At 61.3% G+C, this 23,118-nt stretch carries 25 protein-coding genes and 3 pseudogenes; 12 read left to right on the top strand and 16 right to left on the bottom strand.

Annotated elements, in window-relative coordinates:
- Positions 1–55: 55 nt before the first annotated feature.
- Positions 56–313: a transposase gene (locus tag IPP03_15860; GenBank protein MBL0354050.1), complete on the bottom strand. Its 258-nt coding sequence runs from the start codon at positions 311–313 to the stop codon at positions 56–58.
- 55 nt (positions 314–368) lie between these two features.
- Between IPP03_15860 and IPP03_15865 the strand changes: the two are divergent.
- Positions 369–1,004 (top strand): annotated as a pseudogene (locus IPP03_15865) (helix-turn-helix domain-containing protein).
- The gene (locus IPP03_15870; protein ID MBL0354051.1) at positions 920–1,234 is read left to right on the top strand and encodes a transposase; all 315 of its coding nucleotides are present in this window, start codon (positions 920–922) and stop codon (positions 1,232–1,234) included. The pseudogene IPP03_15865 and the gene IPP03_15870 overlap by 85 nt, the downstream one beginning before the upstream one ends.
- Positions 1,235–1,337: 103 nt before the next feature.
- Here the strand turns inward: IPP03_15870 and uraH are convergent, their stop codons facing one another.
- The 5 genes and pseudogenes from uraH to IPP03_15895 all read right to left on the bottom strand — a co-directional run bounded on the left by uraH (position 1,338) and on the right by IPP03_15895 (position 4,487).
- On the bottom strand, positions 1,338–1,748 hold the full coding sequence (gene uraH, locus IPP03_15875) for a hydroxyisourate hydrolase (GenBank protein ID MBL0354052.1): 411 nt from the start codon (positions 1,746–1,748) through the stop codon (positions 1,338–1,340).
- Between the two features lie 49 nt (positions 1,749–1,797).
- Positions 1,798–2,991, bottom strand: a pseudogene (locus IPP03_15880) (IS4 family transposase).
- A gap of 240 nt (positions 2,992–3,231) precedes the next feature.
- On the bottom strand, positions 3,232–3,714 hold the full coding sequence (locus IPP03_15885; protein MBL0354053.1) for a hypothetical protein: 483 nt from the start codon (positions 3,712–3,714) through the stop codon (positions 3,232–3,234).
- 152 nt (positions 3,715–3,866) lie between these two features.
- A pseudogene (locus tag IPP03_15890) lies at positions 3,867–4,022 on the bottom strand (transposase).
- A gap of 12 nt (positions 4,023–4,034) precedes the next feature.
- Positions 4,035–4,487: a transposase gene (locus IPP03_15895; protein ID MBL0354054.1), complete on the bottom strand. Its 453-nt coding sequence runs from the start codon at positions 4,485–4,487 to the stop codon at positions 4,035–4,037.
- 227 nt (positions 4,488–4,714) lie between these two features.
- On the opposite strand from IPP03_15895, the gene IPP03_15900 reads away from it, so the two are divergent.
- Both IPP03_15900 and IPP03_15905 read left to right on the top strand, forming a co-directional pair.
- On the top strand, positions 4,715–6,247 hold the full coding sequence (locus IPP03_15900) for a MarR family transcriptional regulator (protein MBL0354055.1): 1,533 nt from the start codon (positions 4,715–4,717) through the stop codon (positions 6,245–6,247).
- Positions 6,248–6,282: 35 nt separating this feature from the next.
- Positions 6,283–6,435: a hypothetical protein gene (locus IPP03_15905; protein MBL0354056.1), complete on the top strand. Its 153-nt coding sequence runs from the start codon at positions 6,283–6,285 to the stop codon at positions 6,433–6,435.
- 11 nt (positions 6,436–6,446) lie between these two features.
- Here the strand turns inward: IPP03_15905 and mobA are convergent, their stop codons facing one another.
- The 3 genes from mobA to IPP03_15920 all read right to left on the bottom strand — a co-directional run bounded on the left by mobA (position 6,447) and on the right by IPP03_15920 (position 8,346).
- A complete protein-coding gene (gene mobA, locus IPP03_15910) occupies positions 6,447–7,034 on the bottom strand; it encodes a molybdenum cofactor guanylyltransferase (GenBank protein ID MBL0354057.1) in 588 nt (195 codons plus the stop codon).
- A complete protein-coding gene (locus IPP03_15915) occupies positions 7,025–7,321 on the bottom strand; it encodes a zinc chelation protein SecC (GenBank protein MBL0354058.1) in 297 nt (98 codons plus the stop codon). The genes mobA and IPP03_15915 overlap by 10 nt, the downstream gene beginning before the upstream one ends.
- Positions 7,322–7,440: 119 nt before the next feature.
- Positions 7,441–8,346 carry a recombination-associated protein RdgC gene (locus IPP03_15920; protein ID MBL0354059.1) on the bottom strand — a complete coding sequence of 302 codons (906 nt, stop codon included), beginning with the start codon at positions 8,344–8,346 and terminating at the stop codon, positions 7,441–7,443.
- Between the two features lie 130 nt (positions 8,347–8,476).
- Between IPP03_15920 and IPP03_15925 the strand changes: the two genes are divergently transcribed.
- Positions 8,477–8,821 carry a hypothetical protein gene (locus IPP03_15925; GenBank protein ID MBL0354060.1) on the top strand — a complete coding sequence of 115 codons (345 nt, stop codon included), beginning with the start codon at positions 8,477–8,479 and terminating at the stop codon, positions 8,819–8,821.
- Positions 8,822–8,892: 71 nt separating this feature from the next.
- Complete coding sequence (locus IPP03_15930) at positions 8,893–9,399, top strand: permease (protein ID MBL0354061.1); 507 nt, start codon at positions 8,893–8,895, stop codon at positions 9,397–9,399.
- Between the two features lie 9 nt (positions 9,400–9,408).
- Here the strand turns inward: IPP03_15930 and trmB are convergent, their stop codons facing one another.
- The 7 genes from trmB to IPP03_15965 are packed head-to-tail and all read right to left on the bottom strand — an operon-like array spanning position 9,409 to position 14,963.
- Complete coding sequence (gene trmB / locus IPP03_15935; protein MBL0354062.1) at positions 9,409–10,113, bottom strand: tRNA (guanosine(46)-N7)-methyltransferase TrmB; 705 nt, start codon at positions 10,111–10,113, stop codon at positions 9,409–9,411.
- Positions 10,110–10,892, bottom strand: a complete 783-nt coding sequence (locus IPP03_15940; protein MBL0354063.1) for a thiazole synthase — start codon at positions 10,890–10,892, stop codon at positions 10,110–10,112. Before IPP03_15940 ends, trmB begins: the two co-directional genes overlap by 4 nt.
- Before the next feature lie 17 nt (positions 10,893–10,909).
- A complete protein-coding gene (gene thiS / locus IPP03_15945; GenBank protein MBL0354064.1) occupies positions 10,910–11,113 on the bottom strand; it encodes a sulfur carrier protein ThiS in 204 nt (67 codons plus the stop codon).
- A 4-nt stretch (positions 11,114–11,117) separates the two neighbouring features.
- The gene (locus tag IPP03_15950) at positions 11,118–11,870 is read right to left on the bottom strand and encodes an SDR family oxidoreductase (GenBank protein MBL0354065.1); all 753 of its coding nucleotides are present in this window, start codon (positions 11,868–11,870) and stop codon (positions 11,118–11,120) included.
- Between the two features lie 18 nt (positions 11,871–11,888).
- On the bottom strand, positions 11,889–12,527 hold the full coding sequence (locus tag IPP03_15955; GenBank protein ID MBL0354066.1) for a thiol:disulfide interchange protein DsbA/DsbL: 639 nt from the start codon (positions 12,525–12,527) through the stop codon (positions 11,889–11,891).
- 3 nt (positions 12,528–12,530) lie between these two features.
- Positions 12,531–13,190, bottom strand: a complete 660-nt coding sequence (locus IPP03_15960) for an SPOR domain-containing protein (protein ID MBL0354067.1) — start codon at positions 13,188–13,190, stop codon at positions 12,531–12,533.
- A 9-nt stretch (positions 13,191–13,199) separates the two neighbouring features.
- On the bottom strand, positions 13,200–14,963 hold the full coding sequence (locus IPP03_15965) for an arginine--tRNA ligase (protein MBL0354068.1): 1,764 nt from the start codon (positions 14,961–14,963) through the stop codon (positions 13,200–13,202).
- Between the two features lie 149 nt (positions 14,964–15,112).
- On the opposite strand from IPP03_15965, the gene ubiB reads away from it, so the two are divergent.
- From ubiB to IPP03_15995, 6 genes are all read left to right on the top strand, one after another.
- Positions 15,113–16,633 carry a ubiquinone biosynthesis regulatory protein kinase UbiB gene (ubiB, locus tag IPP03_15970; GenBank protein MBL0354069.1) on the top strand — a complete coding sequence of 507 codons (1,521 nt, stop codon included), beginning with the start codon at positions 15,113–15,115 and terminating at the stop codon, positions 16,631–16,633.
- Positions 16,634–16,639: 6 nt separating this feature from the next.
- On the top strand, positions 16,640–19,924 hold the full coding sequence (locus tag IPP03_15975; GenBank protein ID MBL0354070.1) for a DEAD/DEAH box helicase: 3,285 nt from the start codon (positions 16,640–16,642) through the stop codon (positions 19,922–19,924).
- Between the two features lie 273 nt (positions 19,925–20,197).
- Positions 20,198–20,518: a PepSY domain-containing protein gene (locus tag IPP03_15980; protein MBL0354071.1), complete on the top strand. Its 321-nt coding sequence runs from the start codon at positions 20,198–20,200 to the stop codon at positions 20,516–20,518.
- Positions 20,502–21,113 (top strand): response regulator, encoded by a 612-nt coding sequence (locus IPP03_15985; protein MBL0354072.1) that lies wholly within the window; start codon positions 20,502–20,504, stop codon positions 21,111–21,113. The genes IPP03_15980 and IPP03_15985 overlap by 17 nt, the downstream gene beginning before the upstream one ends.
- Positions 21,110–22,399, top strand: a complete 1,290-nt coding sequence (locus IPP03_15990) for a two-component sensor histidine kinase (GenBank protein ID MBL0354073.1) — start codon at positions 21,110–21,112, stop codon at positions 22,397–22,399. Before IPP03_15985 ends, IPP03_15990 begins: the two co-directional genes overlap by 4 nt.
- Positions 22,396–22,941 (top strand): DedA family protein, encoded by a 546-nt coding sequence (locus IPP03_15995; GenBank protein ID MBL0354074.1) that lies wholly within the window; start codon positions 22,396–22,398, stop codon positions 22,939–22,941. The genes IPP03_15990 and IPP03_15995 overlap by 4 nt, the downstream gene beginning before the upstream one ends.
- Positions 22,942–23,118: the final 177 nt, after the last annotated feature.

The raw sequence follows: 23,118 nt of genomic DNA on the forward strand, positions 1-23,118 counted from the left end.
CGAAGGAAGCGAAGCGTTCGGCGAGTTTGTCATAGCGCGTGGCGACGCGTCGGAACTACTTGATCCGCCAGAAGAAGCGTTCTACCAGGTTGCGATTTTTGTAAAGGTGCTGATCGAAACTACGCTGGACAATACGATTGCTTTTGGGAGGGATGACCGCTTGAATCTCATTCGCAGCAAGATGCTCGATGATCGCGTCTATGTCGCAGGCTTTGTCCGTACTCAGCAAGTCGGGCAACAGATCGCCCAACAGGAGCAGCGCTTGAGGGCTGCCATCGGCCCACCTCATCCGCATCAATTCCTCGTAAGCCATGCGAATGGAATCAGCTAACCGAGGTTTTTAGGTTGAATCGTGCCGGGCGAAAGGTTTGCGCCACACCAGGGAAGTCAATCGGGCACACGTACTGTCCGCGCTTGATCACGGCATACCGGAGTCCCAGATCATGGCGGTTCTGGGGGTAGGACGGACAGCCATCTGGAAAACGCGGGCGGCATATCGGGAAGGTCGGGCGGATTACGCGCTGCGCGATGTGGCACGACCAGGCAAACCATGCCAGTACGGTGCCGATGTCGAGGCCGAGATTTCGGCCTTGGCCTGTTCGGCGCCGCCGGAGGGGGCCACACGCTGGACACTCGAATTGCTGTAGCGGGCGGCACACGCAGTGGCCGATGTCGGTCCGATCAGCCGCGAGACGATACGCCGGCTGCTAAAAAAAAACTGCATCAAGCCGTGGCGCAAACTGATGTGGTGTGTCGGCAGGCTGACGGAAGAGTATCGACAGCTGATGTACGATCTGCTCGAGTTGTACGCGCGCCCGTTCCGCTCGCGGGAACCCGTCGTTTGGCTGGACGAGAAGAGCAAGCAACTGCTCGAGGATTCGCGCCGGCCCTTGCCGATCGGGCCGGCATGCCAGTCAAAGTGGACTACGAATACGTTCGTCGCGGAACGTGCAATCTGTTCATTGCCATCGAGCCCAAGGGCGGTCGACGAACTGTCGGAGTGACCGATCATCGGACCAAAGCCGATTTTGTGGCTTTCGTCCGCCACCTGCCCGAACAGGTCTATGCCACCGCTCGCCGGGTCCATCTGGTGCTCGACAATCTCAACCCGGCGCGCTGGACTGGTCAGACACGAAATTGGACGCCGGTCGGTGTAGTGACCCTCAATCCAGAACGCGATTGCATCGCCAACGCGCATCTGGAAGACAAGCTTATTCCGCCATTAACTGCATGACCGAGGCGACAACTATCTTGACGCGCGCCGGTTTCGATGAACGTCAGGGCGACCCGTCGAAGGGGGCTGTGAAATTGACTACAGGTAACCTTCGACGCCGGACTTAATTGCCGCGATAGGTTGAAAAACCGAAGGGGCTCAGCAGCAGCGGGATGTGGTAGTGCGGCACTGTGCCATCGACCACAAAAACCACCGGAACTTCAGGAAAAAACGAAGGCGTTTTGCGCGCTGCAAACCACTCGCCGGTCTTGAAGGTGACGCGGTAGTTGCCTTTTTCCAGCGCCTTGCCTTCCGGGTACAGCGCCGGGATACGGCCTTGCTCGTTGGTGATGCCGCTGCTGAGTTCTATCCAGCTTTTGCCGTCCTGCTTTTCCAGCAGCACTTTCACCCCGGGCGATGGTAGGCCATTCTCCAAATTTAGTACGTGGACGCTGAGCGGGTTGCCGGCAGGAAATACGATGGCGGAAGCGCCGCACAGGGTAATTCCGGCGCACAAAGATTTAAAAGTCATCATGGCGAAATTTCCTTTTTCAATTGGAGGAGGGTAAAACTTGACTGTCCGGTTAGATTCCCAATAAATTCAATTGGTTGCAAACCGGGTGCGCTCCGGATCTGTAATCGTCACCCGGGAACGCCTGCTGCAAGGTCATTTTCTCGAATAGGGTGAGGGATAAAACCTGTAGCAAAGTGTAGAGGGAAACGTCGAGCTTCAATTTTTTCTGAACAATGGCGACCAACACATAGACCGACACCGCGATCCAGATTTGCGTCTTGACCGCGTTCTCTGAAGTACCGAAGAACTGTTTGATTCGAAGATGCTGCTTGATCCACTTGAAGAACAACTCGACCTGCCAGCGGCTTTTGTAAAGCGCGCAGATCGTTGCTGCCGGCAAGATCATCTGGTTGGTGAGGAAGACGAGCGTTTTTCCGGTCTCGGCATCCTTGAATCGAACACGCCGCAACTGGGCAGGATAGTCGCGCCGGGTGTAATAGCCATCCAGGGCAATCGTCTGGTCGCAGAGAATACCGGTACTGCGGTCGGTTGGCGCCGAATAGACGCGATGGGAATTCAGGTTCGATTTGGCACGGGTCACGAAGAAAGCCCCCGCCTGATGCAGCCTGTGCAAGCGGGCGAAATCAACATAACCGCGATCCATGACGTAAATCGCACCGGCTTCCGGGGTCAGCAAGTCCAGCGCATGGACATCGTGCAGTTTCCCGTCGGAGACGTGGATAAAACTGGGAATACTGCCGCGTCCCACAGGGATTTCCCCTGGTCACAAGTCGAGCAGCGTATGCATCTTCACCGCCGCCTTGGTGGTACGGAAATGCGCCCAGGGAAATACCGACAGGCACAGGTCGATGGGGGTCGAATCGAGCGCATACACGGTGTTCGACAATTCCAGGCCCAAGTCTTCGCTGGCATAGAGCTTTCTTGCCTGGACAATCAGCCGCGCGGCAAAGTCGGCGTAGATGCGCCAATCCCGCGATTCGTTTGCGTCGGCCAATGTCGCACGCCGTACCGGCTCGCGAAATCCCATGTGGTACAGCTTGGCGGATTGCGCCGACAGACAGGTCTCGATGTCCCGCAAGCTCTCCCGATACGTCAGTTGTGCAAAGGCCATCACCCGAAATTGTTCGGCGCAACTCAGTGTGCGAACGCCTTTGTCGCCGCTGTAGCGTGTGACATAGCGATTGAATGTCGACCACGGCAGGAAATCCATCAACTGGGAAAACAGTGTCTTGCCGGCGTTCATGGCAACACCCTTCAGAAAATTTCGAAGGGCCATTTTTCGCCGATTTCAAATCGACACCACACCTTTTCGCTCGGAACGCCCCGTCAGTCACGGCGCTCGGCAGTTCGAGTGCTCATTTGACCGGACAGTAGTGAGATACCATAACAACATAATGCCTTCAGGGTAGTGGCCTATTTTTGATAAGCGAAATCCATGGCTTTCTGGCGCTGTCGATGGCGATTTGCGATCATGGTGGCGAGGTCAGCATTTGTCTCGATCCTGGATCGTTAGCTTGTGGCGCAAGATATCGACCAGGTCATTGCAGGAAAGCAGCGTAGCGGTCTCACGATTAGCCAGTCGTTCCTTGGCCAGAAACATCAGCGCCACCATGACGAGCGCCATGTGATGATGCCAGGCCTGCCAACTCCTGACCTGATAAGCGGCCATCCCGCAGGCGCCCTTGGCATCCTCGAAGGCACGTTCGACCAAGTGACGGGCCACCTGCATATCGGCCAAGCGGCTTAGCGAACACTGGGGCTTGGCATTCGATAGGCAGAACTTCAGCTTCGTGCCATCAATTTCCCGACGAACCAGCAAATGCCAACGCCGGGCCGGTGCCGCTTGACCATCCCAGACAAAGACCCGACACGTCAGATAATCGGCAATGGCCCCACCCTTTTCCCCCTCGCGTACCGACAGGCGACACCAGGCAGCAGCCGGTTGCGCCAGCGCCCAAGCCGTCACCGTCGGTGCGGCTACTTGCGTTTGCCATCATGTGGGTGCCTTGCCCTTGGCGCAAGTGCGCACCGGTATTCCGGGGCGCGGATCACTCGAATAGATCGTCCGATCCGCATGCACTTCGGCCAGAAAGGTTTCACACGCGTCGTCAAGCTCAGTCAGCAACCACGGTAAATGCCCCCGTAGCCGGCATCGAACACCGAATAGCTGAAATAGAGTTCTTCGCGGTGCAGCCGCAACAGCATGGCGAGCGTCATTTCCCTCTTGGTGCGAAACGCTCGGTCCTCAGGCGTGCCTGGCGCCTGACAACGTACCCGTTCGTTAAATCACTTCTCGGGGACAAAGAGTTCGCCATCGACCAGCGCACAGGCGCGATCACGAACGACGGCTGCAAAGACACCGACTTGACTGTTCTCTGTCTTGCCCAGCCGGCCATTCCATTGCCGCGCGACGCCAGCCGACTTCTCGCCTTTCTTCTCCAGCGCGGATTCGTCGAAGACCAAGGCGGCGCCATGGCCGAAATACCCATTGGCATCTTGGATCAGCTGATGCCGCACATCAGCGCAGCGCCACGCCGACTCACTCAGCATGTGATGCAGGCGCTGGTAGTGGCTTCCCGCCACCTGTTCGGCCATCCGCTCCAGATTACGCCGATCACTCTGGAACCGGCCATGGAGATACAGGCGGGCTGCTGCTTCAACCGAGCCGGTGCGGCTTTGGAAGCACCGCAGGTAGGGGGCAAAGTGGGCATCAAAGTGCGCCAGCGCAGAATTAATCAACGGGGTGATGCAGTTGATATATTGAGGACGTCATAGTCATGATGATCCTCATAAAACAGCGTTAAAACAATAGGCTGAATTGTATCAAATGACAGCGTCGGAAGATCGAAAACGAATCCGAGAAAGTGGAAATGCCCGGCATGGGCAACAGGAGGGCGCGGCGCGTGGGTACAACCCTAAGCCGGACGAGCCGGAACCAAACAGGTATTACGATAGAAGGCTGACGAATGACCGAGGAGGCGATCATGTTGGCGATGGCTCTGGCGGAACGATACGCGACGAACATGCATGGCGTGCTTTCGTGCTTTGACCGGATCATTATCACCGGCACGCTGCCTGGTGCGTGCTACGCGGCAGGAATGACGAGTTATTTGTACACGCACGGAATTCGGGTATTCGACTACCCGCGATTTGCCGAGCCGCTGCGAGATCGCATTCGTGAGCGTGCGCAGGAGGTGTGTCTGGCGGCGGGTATTGAAATCGAGCACGTCAGCAAAAGCCATATTCGCAAGGAAGAGTTGGTCGCGCGAGTGCTCGCCGGTCGCGGCGACGCACCGGGTTTGGTGCATGTACTCTCGGCCATGGAAGCCTGTCCGAGCTACAAACCGTGGCATGACAAAGGCAGTGGCAAGACTTTCCTGCGCCCCGATCAAGGCAAGTGCCTGCACTACTACTTCTATTTCATCGACGAGGAACTGGGGTTGTGCTACCTGCGTGTGCCGACGTGGGCACCGTTCGGGTTGCAGTTCTACTGTAATGGTCACAGCGCTCTGGCAAGAACTCTGACGCGAGAAAGGATCGACTTCCTCCAGCAGGACAACGCCTTCCTGCGTGTCGCCGACATCGCGCAGGCGCAGGCGCTGGCGGATGCGTTCAGTCCCGACGTACTTCACCCGCGACTGGATCGCTATGCGCAGTGGTTGTGCCCAGTGCTTGACGTCTTTGGATCCTCGTATCACTGGAGCTTGCGCCAAGTCGAATACTCCACCGACCTGATGTTTCGCAGTGAGCAGATATTGGTTCCACTGTATGACGCCATTTCGCGCCAAGCGGTCTTGGCCGCCAACGCAGAACGCGTCTCCAGCTTTCTGGGCAAGAAAGTCACGCCACAACTGGCCCAGGAGATCGGTTCCCGGTTGTCCACCCGTATCGAGGGGCGCTGCATCAAGCACACCATGGGCGCCGCTGGCGTCAAGGTGTATGACAAATTCTCCCGCGTACTGCGGGTCGAAACGACCGTCAATGACGTGAGTTTCTTCAAACACCACCGCAAGGTGGAACACAAGGACAGGCACGCCACCCGAGAATTGGCGCCCCTGAAGAAGACAATCTATAGCCTGATCGACCTGCGCGACATCCTGCTCGGCTGCAACCAACGTTACCTGGCGTTCCTCTCCAGCCTCGATGACCCCAGTGCCGGCGAGCGTGACTTGGAGCGATTGAGCATGCCACGGTTGGGGGCGGCTCCCGGTGTCAAAGGGGTGAACTTCTTTGATCCTGCCGAGAAAGCCTTGCTGCAAACCATGCAACGCGGCGAGTTCAACATTCACGGTTGGCGTCGTGCCGATCTTCTCAGCTATCTGAAGCTCACTCCGTCCGCCATGTCGCGCCAACTTGCCCGACTGCGTACGCTCGGCTTGATCAAGAAAGTCACTCATACCTATCGCTACTACCTCACTCGATTGGGACGTTCAGTCGTCGCTGCGGCCTGCTCATTGACCCGCTTCAACATAGTGCCAACCATGGCTTGCGCATCCTGAATTCTTCTCATGATTTGTGATGATTGAACTGGTTAGTGACTAACAAGCGCGGATGTCTGTCGCACCACCGGCTGCTCACCTTTGTCGCCGAAGCCCGCATGGTTGCAAACTTCTGGCTTCTCTGGGAGTCCTGCTGGAATCCGTTCTTGCCGCTCGATGAGCAAGGACATGTCCAGTTGCCGGAATAGCCGGCTGGCGGTTATTCCTTTGCCGCCTCGAAGCGCCCGAGTTCCTCACGGGTGTTGATGTTCGCAAAGGCTTCGGCCTCGTCGTCGAAGGCGACCTCGACAACATTCAGCGTCGAATACCAGCGCTCGAACTTACGTTCGCGGCGTTCGAGAAACTCGTCCAGATGCGGCAGCACCGCGCGTTTGCACAAGCAGAATACCGGGTGCGGCTGGTTGAAAGTGCGAGCGACGGCGATTTCCGCATCTGTCGCGGTCAACGCCGAAAACAGGCGAAAAACCAGATCGGCCGGCAGGAAGGGCGAATCGCAGGGTGCGGTGGCCACCAGCGGGTGCATCGCAACCGCCAGCGCGGCGTGCAGGCCGGCCAGCGGACCGGCAAATCCGTGAATCCGGTCGGCCTCGACACGGAGACCAAACTCAGCGTAGCGTGCGCTGTTCTGGTTGGCATTGATCAGCAGTTCATCGACCTGCGGCGCGAGGCGCTCGATGACATGCGTGACCAGCGGTCTGCCATCGAGCAGTTGCAGACCCTTGTCCACGCCGCCCATGCGCCGGCCGAGTCCACCAGCCAGGATGACTCCGGTGATTTTCAGGCGCATCGGATCGGCTGCTCCTCGCCGGCGACGTAATACCAGCGCCCTTCCTCGCGAACGAAGTGGCTGAGTTCGTGCAGGCGATGGCCTCGACCGGCTATGCGGTAGCGGGCGATGAATTCGACGGTGGCGTGGGCTTCGTCCTGTTGCTGGTGGCTCTTGACTTCGAGGCCCAGCCATTTGGTGTCCATCGTTTCGGCGAGGTTCAGCGAAGATGGCCGGGTCGACGCATGCCAGGTCGACAGCAGGTAAGGCTCGAGTCCCAGGACATAGGCGCTGTAACGCGAGCACATCAACGCCGCGGCGCTCGCGGCATTTTCGGCGCCGGAATGAAGTCGACCGCAACAGTCCGCATATTGCTTATCCAGCCCGCGCCCCGAAGGAAGCACCCCTGGGGTGCAGGGGCAGGCGCTCACTTCTCGTCGGCGACCTCGCCGCCCAGCGCTTCGACGATCTGCGGCAGGAAGCGCGACAGTTCGCCGGTCATCAGCGCGAAGTCGGCGTCGAACTGCTCGTCGGCATGTTCGGCGCTTTTCTCGGCTTCCTCCTTGAGCAGGTCGAGGAAGGTGAGGCGCTTGATTTCGAGCTTCTCGCTGATGATGAAGGATATCCGGTCATCCCAGGTCAGCGCCAGGCGCGTCGGCAGCTTGCCGCTCACCAGATGCGCCTTGATCTCGTCGCCTTCCAGCGGGTGACGGACGTAGCGGACCGCTGCCTTTTCGTCGCCGGCGGCCATCAGTTCGCAGTCGCGGTCGATCGTGAACCCGGCCGGCGCCTCGCCGCTAGCCAACCAGTCGGCCATCGCCGCAGTTGGCGAAAGCTGCGTATGAAGCAGTGTCAGCGGGAAATCGTCGAGGCAGTGACGCAAATGCTCGATAGCCTCCTCGGCCTTGGCCGGGCTGCTGGCATCAACGCACAACCAGCCGTTTTGCGAATCGATCCAGACGAAGGTCATGCGGCGCCGGGTAAAGGCCCGCGGCATCAGTTCCTCGGTGATGCGCTCGCGCAACTCCTTCAGCTGCTTGCGGCCGGGTGCGTAGCCCTGCTGCGCCTCCATTGTCTCGGCCCGCTCCTGCACTTCTTCGTTGATCACCGCCGAAGGCAGCAGGCGTTGTTCGACAGAGAGCGCCAGCAGCCACTGGCGACCAAGCGAAAAGACCAGCGCGCCATCCTTGCGCGGCGCTACCCAGCCACGGCTGGCCGGTTGGTTGCTCGGGCATTTGACAAACGGGCCGCGCGCCAGTTGTTCTTCGAGTTTGGCCAGGTCGACGTTCCACGGTGTCGGCAGGCGGTATAGCTGCAGGTTCTTGAACCACATAATTGAATTTCCGAAGTGTTTGTATCCGGGTGCGGGCCGCACCATGCGGACTGAAAAGACCGAGATTTTAGCAGTCCGCCAGGCTCGCCGCATCGCCTTTGAATGCTAGACTTGCGCCATGCGTCCGGGTGTGCGTCTCGTTTTGCTGCTGATACTGTCGATTGCCCTGCGCGGGCTATCAGGGGCTGCCTATGCCCTGCCGTTACCGGCAATTCAGGCAGACTTTGCTGTGGCGCAATCATCCGTGATGGCTGATTGTCCGGACCACGCAGCGAACGATGCGACTTTGGCGCATGCACACCACCAGCTTGGCGACAAGGCCTGCCAGATCAGTTGCGACCTCGCCGTGTCACCCGCCTTGCCGGCCAAGCCGGCGCTGCTCGCCGACCCGACTCCGGGTGGAGTGATTCCGATCCGCTGCACGCTGGCGCTTGGCCCGGCACTGCCGCCCGACAACCCGCCCCCGATTCACTGATTCTCCCCTGCCTGTTTCAATCCGCCCGGCACCTGCCGGCGCGGCTTTACCCCTTGCATTGGAGAATCATCATGTCCATGACGCATTACATGCAGTTGCTGGCCACCAATCAGCCCTGGAACCTGATCTTGTTCATGGCGGTCCCGGTCATTCTTGCCGAAACCGTCGTCATCACCGAGTTGTTCATCCTCTTTTCGCGCCAGTTGCACGGCACGGTACGCAGCATCAACCGGACTGCGAGCATTGCCGGCGGCATCTACTTCGTCGGCGTCTTTGTTTATCTGCTGTTCACCGCCGTCATCCCGCTGACTCAGGGCGGCCTATGGCGTGGCCCGGCCGACCTGATCGCGGTTGGTGCCTACCTGCTCGGCGTCGTGCCCTTGCTCGGGCTGGCGCTGCTTGATCTCGGTGTTACCGGACGCGGCCTGAACGATGAACAGAGGCTGAAGTGGCACGCGATGTGGGCGGCGGTATTTCTGGTCGTCGCGCACGTCGCGATGATCTTCGGGATGCTCGACCCGAACGTGCTGCAACCCGGCGTCACCACGATGGAGCCGGGCACCATGCACGGCCACTAGATTGCCAGCTTAGCGCCTGAAGAAAATGACGTCCCAGACCCCGTGCCCGAGACGCAGGCCGCGGTTTTCGAACTTGGTCAGCGGCCGGTAGGTGGGACGCGGGGCGAAGCCGTTGGTCGAATTGACCAGTGACGGCTCGGCGGAAAGAACTTCCAGCATCTGCCCGGCGTACTCTTCCCAGTCGGTGGCGCAATGGAAATAGCCGCCCGGCTTCAGGCGCGCTGCGAGAAGTGCGACGAACGGCGGCTGGATCAGCCGGCGCTTGTTGTGGCGCGCCTTGTGCCACGGGTCGGGGAAGAAGATGTGTACACCGTCAAGTGAGCCTTCCGGCAACATGTCGCGCACGACTTCAACGGCGTCATGCTGGCAGATGCGCAGGTTGGTCAGTTCGCGCTCGACGATCTGCTTGCACAGCGCGCCGACGCCCGGCAAGTGCACTTCGACGCCGAGATAATCGTTGTCGCGGTTGTCAGCGGCAATCTGCGCCGTCGTTTCGCCCATGCCGGTGCCGATTTCGAGAATTTTCGGGGCATTTCGCCCGTAGACCGCAACAAGGTCAATCGGCTTTGCGACGTAGGCAATGCCAATCTTCGGCATCAGTTCCGCGTAGTGGCGTTGCTGCGCTTCCGACATGCGCCCGGCACGGCGCACGTAACTCTTGATGTGACCGTGATCCTCGCCGGCCCGGCCGGCGTTGTAGACGCCGTCGCTCACGAACCGATCAGTCCGCTGGTCGGCGACGACGGATCGGCGGAATAGAGCTTGCGCGGCATGCGCCCGGCCACATAAGCCTCGCGGCCGGCCTCAATGCCCTTTTTCATGGCGCTCGCCATCAGCACCGGATTCCTGGCGTGGGCGATGGCGGTATTCATCAGCACACCGTCGCAACCGAGTTCCATTGCGATGGTGGCGTCGGACGCGGTGCCGACGCCGGCATCGACGATGACCGGTACCTTGGCGCTGTCGATGATCAGGCGCAGGTTCCACGGGTTCAGGATGCCCATGCCGGAGCCAATCAGCGAGGCCAGAGGCATCACGGCGGCACAGCCGATCTCTTCGAGCATCTTGGCCTGGATCGGGTCGTCGGAGCAGTAGACCATGACCTGGAAACCATCCTTGAACAGCGTTTCCGTAGCCTTCAGCGTTTCCGGCATGTTCGGGAACAGGCTGGTCGGGTCGCCCAGCACTTCGAGCTTGCACAGCGGATGGCCGTCGAGCAGTTCGCGCGCCAGGCGCAGCGTGCGCACCGCGTCATCAGCCGTGTAGCAACCGGCGGTATTGGGCAGGATGGTGAATTGCGAGAGCGGCAGCGCGTCGAGCAGGTTGGGCTGGCTCGGGTCCTGGCCAATGTTGGTGCGACGGATCGCCACGGTGATGATCTCGGCACCCGAAGCATCAATGGCCGCCCGGGTTTCAGCGAAATCCTTGTACTTGCCGGTACCGACCAGCAGTCGGGAACGATACGCCTTGCCGGCGATAGTCAGTTGATGCATGAGTGTTCTCTCTTTGCTTAGCCGCCGCCGACGGCGACGACGATTTCAAGTTGGTCACCGGCCGCGAGCAGGGTTGCCGCGTGCTGGCTCTTGGGGACAATCTCGCCGTTGCGCTCGACGGCAATGCGTTTGCCCGTGTAGCCAAGCTGCTCGATGAGCGCGGCGACAGTCAGGGTTTCAGTAATCTGGCGTGTTCCGCCATTGATGATGATGTTTGGCATGAGACTATTTTAGCAAGTCGCGCGGCTTCCTCGGGACGCTCCTGAAAAGCCTGTCGTAGAGCCGGTTGGGAAGGACGCGCAGGAGTTTGGCGATGACACTCATCTGCCACGGAATCACCGTATAGCTCATGCCGCGTTCGATGACCCGCACAAAACGCCGGGCGGCCTCGTCCGCCTCGAGCAAAAAGGGCATTTTGTAGCGGTTGACCGCAGTCAGGGGTGTCTTGATGAAGCCGGGCGCGATGGTCACCACCTTGATTCCACAGGGCTGCATCTCGAGACGCAAGCTTTCGAGGTAGCTGATCGTCGCCGCCTTCGAGGCCGAATAGGCCTCGGCGCCCGGCAGTCCGCGAATCCCGGCGACCGACGCGATGCCGACCAGGCGCCTGTCGCCGCCGCCCGCCCGCATCGCCGCGATGAACGGCGCGAAGGTCGCGGCCATGCCGAAAACGTTGATGTCCATGATCCGGCGAAATGTATCGAGATCTTCCGCGTGTTCGGTCAGCGTTCCGGCCGATACTCCAGCGTTGGCGATGACGATATCGGCGACGCCGAAGCGGGCAATGAAGTCCGCGGCCGCCGCGCGCAGGGCCGGCGCATCACGGACGTCGAGCGAGTAGGTGGCATGCCTGCCACCCAGACGCTGATTCAGTGCCTCGAGCAAAGCGGCCCGCCGCGCCGCCAAGCCAAGGGTCGCCCCCTGGCCCGCGTAGTAAACGGCAAGCGCCTCGCCGATACCCGACGAGGCGCCCGTGATGAATACCTTCAACGCCAACTATTTCTTGCCGGCCTTCTCGCCGCGCGCCTTGGCGATCAACTTGTCGGTGGTGGCCAGCACCTCGTTGAAGCCGCTGCCGCCGACCAGGTACTTGCCGTCAACCGCCACCGCCGGCACGCCCTGGATCTTGTAGGCCTGCGCCAACTGGTCGCCGCGCTTGACCTTGCTCATGACGCCAAACGAATTGAAGGCTTCGGTGAATTTCTTCTGATCGACACCCTTCTTGGCGACCCATTCGACGATCGACTTTTCCTCGAACAGGTTGAGGCGATCGTTATGGATCGCCTTGAACACTTCGCCGTCGAGACGGGCCAGGTCGCCGGTCGCTTCCAGCGAATAGTAGATCCTCGCGAGATTTGCCCAGGCAGCACGGCCAAAGGTGATAGGCACCCGCTTGAAGACGACATCACCCGGCAGTTTGGCCGCCCAGGTGGAAATCTGCGGATGGAAATCGCTGCAGTGCGGGCACCCGTAGCTGAAGAATTCGAGCACCTCGATCTTCGCTGGATCGTCAGTCGGCTGGGCTGGCGAAACCGGAGTGTAATCCTTGCCGGCAGTCTGAGCCAAGGCAGGAACGCCGACAGCCAGCGCGGCGGCGACGGTAACACCGAGAAAAGTACGACGGGCAAATTGCATTGTTTACTCCTTGCTCTTGACAACCTGGGCTTCGATACCGTCTCTGGCCAGTTCGGCGCGGACCTTGTTCAGTTCATCGCTCTTGGTGTACGGGCCGACCCGGACGCGGTAGTAGGTCTTGTCCTGCACCATCACCTGTTGCACGACGGCCTCCACTCCCATGAACGCAAGTTTGGCTTTCTGGTTGTCGGCATCATGCGGGGTACTGAAGGAACCGGCCTGCAGGAAGAGCGGGGTCTTGCTCTCCTTGGACTCCACCTTCGCTTCCTCCTTCTTTTCCTCCTTCTTCGGCTCTTCCCTGGCGACCGGTTTTGGTGCCTTGTCCGGGACGGCGTTAGACTTGCCCGGCAGGATGTCGTAGAACTGGAAGCGTTTTTCGGGAATCGGGTCCCCCGGCTTGCCCGGTAGCGTTATCGGCAGTGGCGGCTGGGCATCACCGGCCGGCGCCACCGCCTTGACGCCATTGACCTTGCCACCTTCCGGCGGAGGTGTCTGCGTCATCACCTGCTTGTTGAAGGGCAGCGGCGACTTGTTCATGGTCCACACCACCCCGGCGGCGATAACGACCCCGATCACGAGGCCGATGAACATACCGATCAGGGTACCGCCGCGCGCCTTCTTCCTTGCCGGCTGGTTCTTTTTGGGTTTCAGGTCACGACTCATGGTTTTTCCTCACATCGATTCCGGGCAGCTGACACCCAGGATTCCCAGACCATTGCGGATCACCTGGCGGACCGCCGCGGCCAGCGCGACACGCGCATCGCGCAGCATGGCATCTTCGACCAGCATACGTTCGGCGTTATACCAGCCATGGAACTCGCCGGCCAGATCCTTAAGGTAGAAGGCGATCAGATGCGGCGCCAGGTCACGCGCCCCATTCTCGACGACATCGCGGAAATCGGCCAGCTTGTTGGCGATGGCCAGTTCGCGGGGGCTGTCGAGGCGCTTCAGATCGGCAACGGCGAGCGATGCAAAATCGCCGTCCCACTGCGCGATCACCGAGCAGATGCGGGCATGCGCATACTGGATGTAATAGACCGGGTTCTCGTTGGTCTGGCTCTTGGCCAGATCGAGGTCGAAATCGAGGTGCTGGTCGGACTTCCTGAGCGCGTAGAAGAAACGGCAGGCGTCGTTGCCGACCTCCTTGCGCAGTTCGCGCAGCGTAACAAACTCGCCGGAGCGCGTCGACATCGATGCCTTCTGGCCGTTGCGATAGAGGACGGCAAACTGGACCAGCGCCACCTGCAGCCTGTCGGCATCGAGACCGAGCGCCCTGACGGCGCCGCTGACGCGCGGGATGTAGCCGTGGTGATCGGCACCCCAAATGTTGATGACCCTGTCGAAACCGCGCTCGAACTTGTTGAGGTGGTAGGCAATGTCGGAGGCGAAATAGGTGTACAGGCCGTTCTCGCGCTGCACGACGCGGTCCTTTTCATCGCCGAAGGCGGTCGACCGGAACCAGCGGGCGCCGTTCTGCTCGTAGAGATGGCCGTTCCGCCCGAGCAGGTCGACGCAACGCGCGACCAGTCCGGTATCGAAAAGCGCTTTTTCCGAGAACCAGACATCGAATTCGACGCCGAACTCCTCCAGATCGTCGCGACAGTCGGCCAGCTGTTCGGACAGCGCATGCTGATGCACGTAGGGCCAGTCCGGGCCGAGCAGATCCTTGGCCCGGGCGATCAGGGCATCGAGATGGAATTCGCGCTGCTGCCTGGCCTCGTCGTCGGCGCGGTCGGCCTGCGGCAGGCCGGGGACGCCGGCCATCACCACGGTGGCGGGATGGAGGTACTTGTCGCCGTGCGCCGCCGTCAGTTGCCCTGCCATGTCGCGGACATAGGTGCCCTGATAGGCATTGGACGGAAAGGGCACGACGACGCCGTGTTGCTCGAGGTAACGCAGCCAGGTCGACAGCGCGAGGATGTCCATCTGCCGCCCTGCATCGTTGACGTAATACTCGCGCGTCACATCCCAGCCGGCGAAGGCCAGCAGGTTCGCCAGGGACGCGCCATAGGCGGCGCCGCGCCCGTGGCCAACGTGTAGCGGGCCGGTCGGGTTGGCGGAAACATACTCTACCTGCACCTTCTGCGCGCCGCCGAGGTGCGAGCGCCCAAACTTGTCGCCCGCAGCCAGCACGGCGCTGACGACATTGACCTTGGCCCGCGCATCGAGCGTGAAGTTGATGAATCCCGCCCCCGCCACCTCGGCCTTGCTGACCAGCCCCGAAGCCGGAAGCTCGGCCAGCAACAGCCTGGCGACTTCGCGCGGGTTCTTCCGCAGTACCTTGGCCAGTTGCATTGCCAGGTTGGTGGCAAAATCGCCATGCGTCGGGTCGCGCGGTCGTTCAATGTGGATCGGCGTTCCGGTCGCCGCCGGCGCAACGCTTGCCAGCGCCCGCCGTAGCAGTTCGGTCAGCAGGGATTTGACATCATGGGCCATTGATTCGCTGCGGGAAAGGCAAATGGCGATTATACGCCGTGGGTGCCAGGGTATTGCAAAATGCCCCGACCGCGCGAGGCCAATTGCCACCCTGCGTGTTAACATGCTCGATTGGCTTTCTTCATGCCCGTTCGCGCCCCCTTTTCCTCATGCGCCTCTTCCGCCTGCTCAAGATCGCCTCCGTCGCCAGTCGCTTCGGGCTGGACGAAATGGTGCTCGAACTTGAGCCGAGCGGGCGTCTGGTCCGCGTTGCCAATGTGCTGCAGTTCTGGCGCGACCTCTCCGCGCCGCGGGCAGCACGATTGCGCATGGCGCTGGAGGCGCTGGGGCCGATTTTCGTCAAGTTCGGACAGGTGCTGTCGACCCGTCGCGACCTGCTGCCGACCGACATCGCCGACGAACTCGCCAAACTGCAGGATCAGGTGCCGCCATTCGATTCGCATCTTGCGCTGGCGGAAATCGAGAAGGCGTATCACCGTCCGGCAAACGACGTGTTTGCCGAATTTGACCCGATACCGGTCGCTTCGGCCTCGATCGCCCAGGTTCACTTCGCCCGGCTGAAGGAAGAGGATGGCGGTCACGAAGTCGCGGTCAAGATCCTGCGCCCGAACATGCTGTCGGTCATCGAGCACGACCTCGCTCTGCTCGACACCTTCGCCGTTCTGCTTGAAAGACTGTGGTCGGATGCCCGGCGCCTGAAGCCACGCGAGGTGGTCGCCGAGTTCGCCAAATACCTGCGCGATGAACTCGACCTCATGCGCGAGGCCGCCAATGCCTCGCAATTGCGCCGCAACTTCACCAAGTCGACGCTGCTGATCGTGCCCGAGGTTTACTGGGACCACTGCACACGGACCGTCATGGTCATGGAGCGCATGAAGGGGATACCGATTTCGCAGATCGACAGGCTGCGGGCCGCTGGCATCAGCCTGCCGAAGCTCTCGGCGGCCGGCGTCGAGATCTTTTTCACGCAGGTCTTCCGCGACGGCTTTTTCCATGCCGACATGCATCCCGGCAACATTTTCGTCGCCCCGGACGGCCGCTACATCGCCGTCGATTTCGGCATCGTCGGTACGCTGACCGACAGCGACAAGAACTATCTGGCGCAAAACTTCCTCGCCTTCTTCCGTCGCGACTACAAGCGCGTCGCCGAGGCGCACATTGAGTCCGGCTGGGCGCCCAAGGATACCCGGGTCGATGAATTCGAGTCCGCCATCCGCTCGGTCTGCGAGCCCATTTTCGACCGCCAGCTAAAGGATATTTCCTTCGGCAAAGTCCTTCTCCGTCTGTTCCAGACGTCACGCCGCTTCAACGTCGAGATCCAGCCGCAACTGGTCATGCTGCAGAAGACGCTGCTCAACATTGAGGGCCTTGGCCGCCAGCTCGACCCGGAACTCGACCTGTGGACGACCGCCAAGCCCTTTCTCGAGCGCTGGATGAGCGAACAGGTCGGCCAGCGCGGCATGCTGCGCGCCTTGCAGCAGGAAGCCCCCTACCTGGCGCGCACCGTGCCGCAACTGCCGCGCCTGATTCATCGGGCGCTGGCGCGCGAACCGTCGGCCGACCTGCAGGTGCAACTCGAACGCCTGATCGCCGCTCAAAAACAGCAGAGTCACTGGCTGGCCGCAATCGCGCTGCTGCTGGCGGCACTGATCGGCCTGTTGCTCTACTGAAACCTGATGCCGCCTCCTTCCCTAGATACCTACACCGAGCAAGATCTGCGTGACTGGCTCGGCCAGCGCGAACTGGACAAGGCGCACGCTTATGTTGATGTCGTGGATGATCTCGAAATCACGCCCGAATTCATCCGTGCTGTCGTTCCCGGCAGCGCTCGCAAACCCTATCTGGCGATGGCGAAGCTGGTTACCGGCCGGCTCGGCGTGCCGGTCCTGTTCAGCAACTGCAGCTGCCCGGTCGGCAGCCACTGCAAGCACGTCGCGGCCATGCTGCTGCGCGCCATCACCGAGCGCGACATCCCGGATCGCGTCAGTCCCGGCGTTCTGTCGTGGGTTGAGGATCTGCGCCGCGCGTCGATCGCCGTGGCCAAGAAGAAGGCGCGTCCGTCCGGTGCCCGCCAGCAGCTTTTCTACATGCTGAAATGGACGCCTGACCAGCGCCATTTCGGAATCGAGATCGCCAAGGGCAAGTTTCCCGACAGCACCGAGGAATGGTGGAACATCGAACGCGCGCTGGTCAATCCGCCGCAATTCGTCAACGAGGAAGATCTCAGCATCCTGCGCGCCTTGTGGGCCGACCGCCTACATGAAACCGTCGGGCTGCGCGCCTTCGGCCTCGGGCCGCGGCACGGCGCCCAGGTTCTCGAGCGCCTGGCGCGCAGCGGCCGTCTCTATGTGGATAGCGGCGACGGTCTACCGCTAAGCGAGGGGGGCCCGCGCCCGGCCCGGGTCGGCTGGCGCGTCGACGCGCGCGGCCAGCAGAGACCGCGACTGATCGCCGAACCGCCGGCGGCGCTGGTCGTCCCGTTGCTGCAGCCACCGTGGTATGTCGATCTCGGCGAAAGCGAGGCCGGCCCGCTCGAGGTGGCCGGCAATCCGGCAGTGATCAGCCGGCTGTTCAGCCTGCCGCCACTCTCGGCCAAGGAAGCGGCGGTCGTCGCCCAGACCCTGGCGGAACTCGCCCCCGAATTGCCGAAACCGGCAGAGGACGCGACGATCCACCTGCGCATCGTCGATGCGCCGCCGCAGCCAGTCCTCCAACTCGACACCGTCCAGACCCACGGCAACCGCGCCTGGCGCGGCTATGCAAGCAGCCTGACCGGCGACGCTTTCGATATTGCGCAACCACTCTTCCGCTATGCCGACGTCGATGTCCGGCCAAGCGAGCACCACGAGTTCATTACCCTGCCGGAAGGCGAGACGGTCCACCTCAAGCGGCGGCCCGAAGCCGAAAGGGAGTCCCTGCAGGCGTTGACCGCAGCTGGCTTCGAGAAGATTCCGTCGCACACCCTCGATACCTTCGGCCGCCCACCGGAAGGGATCTTCGGGCTGGCCAGCGAACAAGCCTGGATCGTCTTCATGCGCGAGGGCCGCGATGCCATGCGCACCGCCGGCTGGCAGGTCGAATACCCGGAAGATTTCCGCCACCACTTGCTCGAAGTCGATGGCTGGGAAGCCGATCTCGTCGCGTCCGACAACGGCTGGTTCGATCTCGACATGGGCATCATCGTCGACGGTCAGCGCCTGGCGCTGGCTCCGCTGCTCGCCACGCTGTTCCGCCGCGATGCCCGCTGGCTCGACAGCGCGCTGATCGACGCCATTGCCGACGACGAGCCGATCGAACTCCAGACCGCGCTGCGTCAGCGCGTTCGCGTCCCGGCCAGCCGCATCAAGCCGCTGGCGGCGACGCTGATCGATCTCTTCGACGGTTTTGCCGGCGGCGACACGTTGCGCGTCTCGCGCTTCGACGCGCCGCGCTTGGCCGAGATCAACGACACCAGCCGCTGGCGGTTCAAGGGCCAGGGCGACATCCTGGCACTGGCCGACCAGTTGCGCGCCGCCCAAGGCGTATCGAGCATCGCTTCGCCGGCCGGCCTGCGCCTCGAATTGCGCGATTACCAAAAAGAGGGGCTGGCCTGGCTGCAGTTCCTGCGCGAGCAGAACCTCTCGGGCATCCTGGCCGACGACATGGGCCTTGGCAAAACCGCCCAAACGCTGGCCCACCTGCTGCTCGAAAAGGAGGCTGGGCGCCTCGACAAGCCGGCGCTAATTGTCCTCCCGACCTCGCTGATCTTCAACTGGAAGCACGAGGCGGCGCGCTTCGCGCCCGACCTGTCGGTGCTGTCGCTACACGGCCCGGAGCGCAAGCAGCGCTTTGCGGAGATCGCCGAACACGACGTCGTGCTTACTACCTATCCGCTGCTCTGGCGCGACGCCGACGAACTGATGCGGCATAGCTACCACCTGCTCATCCTCGACGAGGCGCAGACTGTCAAGAACGCCCAGAGCCGCGGCGCCGAAGCGGTGCGCAAGATTGATACCCGGCACCGCCTGTGCCTGACCGGTACGCCGCTGGAGAATCATCTCGGCGAGTTGTGGAGCCAGTTCGACTTCCTGCTGCCCGGCTTTCTCGGCGGCGGCCGGCAGTTCGCCAGGCACTGGCGGACGCCGATCGAAAAACAGAACGACAACCGGCGCCGCGACCTGCTCGCCCGCCGCATCCGGCCCTTCATCCTGCGCCGCAAAAAGGAAGATGTCGCGCAGGAGTTGCCGCCGAAGACCATCATCGTGCGCAATGTCGAACTCGAAGGCGGGCAACGCGACCTCTACGAGACGGTACGCGCGGCGATGGACGCCAAGGTGCGTGACGAAATTGCCAGCAAGGGCTTCAGCCGCAGCCAGATCGTCATCCTCGACGCACTCCTGAAGCTGCGCCAGGTCTGCTGCGACCCGCGCCTGGTCAGGGCCAGTTCGGCGCGCAAGGTCAGGGAACGCGCCAAGCTCGACCTGCTGATGGCGATGCTGCCGGAACTGGTCGATGAAGGCCGGCGCATCCTCGTCTTCTCGCAATTCACCAGCATGCTGGCGCTGATCGAGCATGAACTCGTCGCCAGCGGCCTCGACTACGCGCTGCTTACCGGCGACACCGGCGACCGTGAAAAGCCGATCAGCCGCTTTCAGGCCGGTGAAGTTCCGATCTTCCTGATCAGCCTGAAGGCCGGCGGGGTCGGCCTCAACCTGACCGCCGCCGACACCGTCATCCACTACGATCCGTGGTGGAACCCGGCGGTCGAAAACCAGGCCACCGACCGCGCCCACCGCCTCGGGCAGGACAAGCCGGTGTTCGTCTACAAGTTGATCGTCAGCGGCAGCATCGAAGAGAAGATTCTCGCGCTCCAGGAACGAAAGGCCGAACTGGCCGCCGGCATACTCTCCGAGGATCGCGGCGTCGAACTCAAGTTCGGCACTGATGACCTGGCAGCATTGTTCGAGCCGCTGCCGGGGTAACTAACAGGATCGGCCGGATGAATATGACTGGCTCGGTTCGACCCGCGGCTACTCTTCGGGGTAAGGCTAACTGAGTCAGCTCCCAGCCCCAATGCCGTTACATGCCAAATGCAACGAGGCAGACCACATACTGCGCTTTGCTGCCGTTTCCAGTAGGGCGTGATTTACATTTCCTAATCTGGCAATTGTTTGATGCTGGGCTAATTCTCCCCTAATTCTTCTTCACTAACTTCATGTCTATGCGAATGTCGCGGTTCTTGAAGGAGAAGCATCATGAAACACAAACTGTATCTGGCAGAGTTTATTGCCCTGTCTGCCGCCGCTATCGGCATTGCTCATGCGGCGCAACCCACTGAGAACGACGCTCTGGCGATTAGCGGGGCGAAGATAGATATGGTTCAGGCCGTCAAAGCGGCCGAACAGCACACCGGTGGCAAAGCTGCCCGCGCCGACTACGAGCATCACAAAGGCCAGTGGGTTTTTGATGTCGAAGTGGTGAATGGCAGGAAGGTCATGGACGTGAAGGTCGATCCGACCAGTGGCCAGGTGATCCTGGCCACTGAGGACAAGGCCGATCATGACGACGACGATTAACCGTCTTGGCCAACGCAATGAGGCCGGGTTGGCGGATGCCAGCGCCACTCTCGCACTTGGCGAACATCAAGCCGTACTGCTCGACCTTGGACTACCCAAGCGTGACGGACTGGAAGTGCTGCGTCGTCTGCGCCAGACGGGCAATTCAGTGCAGGTCGTCGTCGTCACCGCCCGCGACGGCGTCGATGACCGGATCAAAGGACTCGATTACGGTGCCGATGATTACCTGGTCAAGCCCTTCGCTGTCAGCGAACTTTTGGCTCGGTTGCGCGCGGTGGTGCGGCGTCAGGGCGGACAGGCGACACCCGTCCTCAGCAATGGCAAGCTTAGCCTCGACCCGGCTACCCGCGAAGCACATTGTGGGGAGGTGACTGTATTACTGAGCGCTCGTGAGTTTGCCCTGCTGCATGCGCTGTTGCTGCGTCCCGGCGCGATAGTGTCGCGCGGGGAACTGGAGGAGCGTATTTACGGATGGAATGAGGAAGTGGAAAGCAACGCCGTCGATTTCCTGATCCACGGCGTACGCAAGAAATTCGGTGCCGGCGCCATCAGGAACGTGCGCGGTGCCGGCTGGATGGTGGATAAAACGGCATGAAGCGTTCATTGCAAAGCCACCTAAGCCTGATGTTGGGCGGCGCCGTGTTGATTGCGGCGCTGGTTGCTGCACTGGCCTCCTTCATCCTGGCATATTCCGAAGCCAAGGAGTTCCAGGACGACATGTTGCGACAGGTCGCCGAGTTGTATGGCGACGCGGCACAAGTTGGCGTTCGAAGTAACGCTGGCGTCGGTGGTGATCCGGAGTCCCGTATCCTGATCCTGCACTTGCCCGGCAGCCGCCCTCCAGCATGGCTGGCCGCTGATCTGAAGGCCGGTTTTCATACGCTGGATACGGACTCGGGCCGGTTGCGCGTTTATATCCATGATAATGCAACAGGTGCGCGCACCGTGCTGGCTCAGCCCACGGAGGTACGTGACGAAATCGCGGTCAACAGCGCCCTGCGTACCCTGATTCCTTTGCTCCTCCTGTTGCCGCTGCTGGCATGGCTGGTGGTGCGCATCGTGCGGCGGGGGTTCGTGCCAGTCGCCAGACTCTCGGCAAGTCTGGACGCGCAAGCCGCACAACGCCCACTGCCTCTCGTGGATGACGGTCTGCCAGACGAAATCAGGCCCTTCGTGCAGGCGATCAACCGCCTGTTGGAGCGCGTGAATCTACTGGTGACACAGCAGATGCGCTTTATCGCCGATGCCGCCCACGAACTACGCAGCCCACTCACCGCCTTGTCGGTGCAGGCGCAGAATCTCGACCGCGCCACCTCGCTGGCAGACATGCAGGCGCGAGTCGCACCCTTGCAGGCCGGCATCGAGCGGGCGCAACGCCTGACCGACCAACTCCTGAACCTGGCACGTATCCAGACAGGAGGTGCAGCAGAAACCGAGGTCGAGGTACCGGCTCTGGCGCGCGCGCTGATCGCCGAATTTCTTCCTCGGGCCGAGGCTGGGGGAATCGACCTGGGCCTCGATGAAAAAGCGCGCTTTTCGCTGCACGCAACCGAGGAAGCGCTACGCCTGATCCTGGCCAGTGCCTTGGACAATGCGCTGAAATACACGCCTGCCGGCGGTGAGGTGACGCTGCGCCTGCTGGCCGCTGGCGATGCCGTTTTTATCGAAGTCGTCGACACCGGCCCAGGCATTCCCCAGAACGAACGTAGCCGTGTGTTCGATGCCTTCTACCGCCTGCCGGGCGCGATTGGTACAGGCAGCGGCCTTGGCCTGGCCATCGCCCGTGAGGCGGCCATGCAGATGGGCGGCAGCATTGAACTGCGCACGCGCCAGGATCGCCCGGGGCTGGTGTTCAGCTACCGTCAGAAGCAGCATACATGATCAGCGCCTTCATTCTTTCCTACGGCTATCTGGCGGTCTTTGTCGGCACACTGCTGGAAGGAGAAAGCATCCTGCTCGCGGCCGGGTTCGCCGCGCATCGTGGTTTGCTCGACTTGCCCGTGGTAATCGTGGTGGCGGTTCTGGGCGCCACGCTGGGCGATCAACTGGCCTTCCTGCTAGGTCGCTGGAAAGGCCGGGCACTGATTGCACGCTTCCCTTCACTGGCAGAGCAACAGCCACGGGTTCATGAACTGCTGGAGGGTCACGCTACCCTTTTCATTCTGACATTGCGTTTCCTCTATGGGCTGAGAATTGCCGGGCCAATGCTCCTCGGAACAAGCAGAGTGGCGATCCTCCGCTTTGTGGTACTGAATGTGATTGGTGCCGTGGTGCGGGCATTGACGATCGGCGGGGCAGGTTATGCGTTCGGTTTGGTCATCAACACCGTGTTGGCCGACCTCAAACGCTTCGAGGAGGCCGTTCTGTTTGTGATACTTGCCGGCGGGGCAATACTCGGGATGTGGCGTCACTGGCGTGTCTGAAAAGTCATCAGGTTTTGGATCGAGAAGCTGTTGTTCGCGCTACTGCGACTTCCCGAAGCCGTAATGTCTCGCCTCAACTGACTGTTGCCTGACGATTTTCAGAGTACTACTTCTGCTTCTCGCCGAATTCTGCAGCCCTGGTGCCCCATCGACAACCAAAAATTGCCCGATTTCAGC

This window comes from Candidatus Dechloromonas phosphoritropha (assembly GCA_016722705.1).
Lineage (GTDB): Bacteria > Pseudomonadota > Gammaproteobacteria > Burkholderiales > Rhodocyclaceae > Azonexus > Azonexus phosphoritrophus.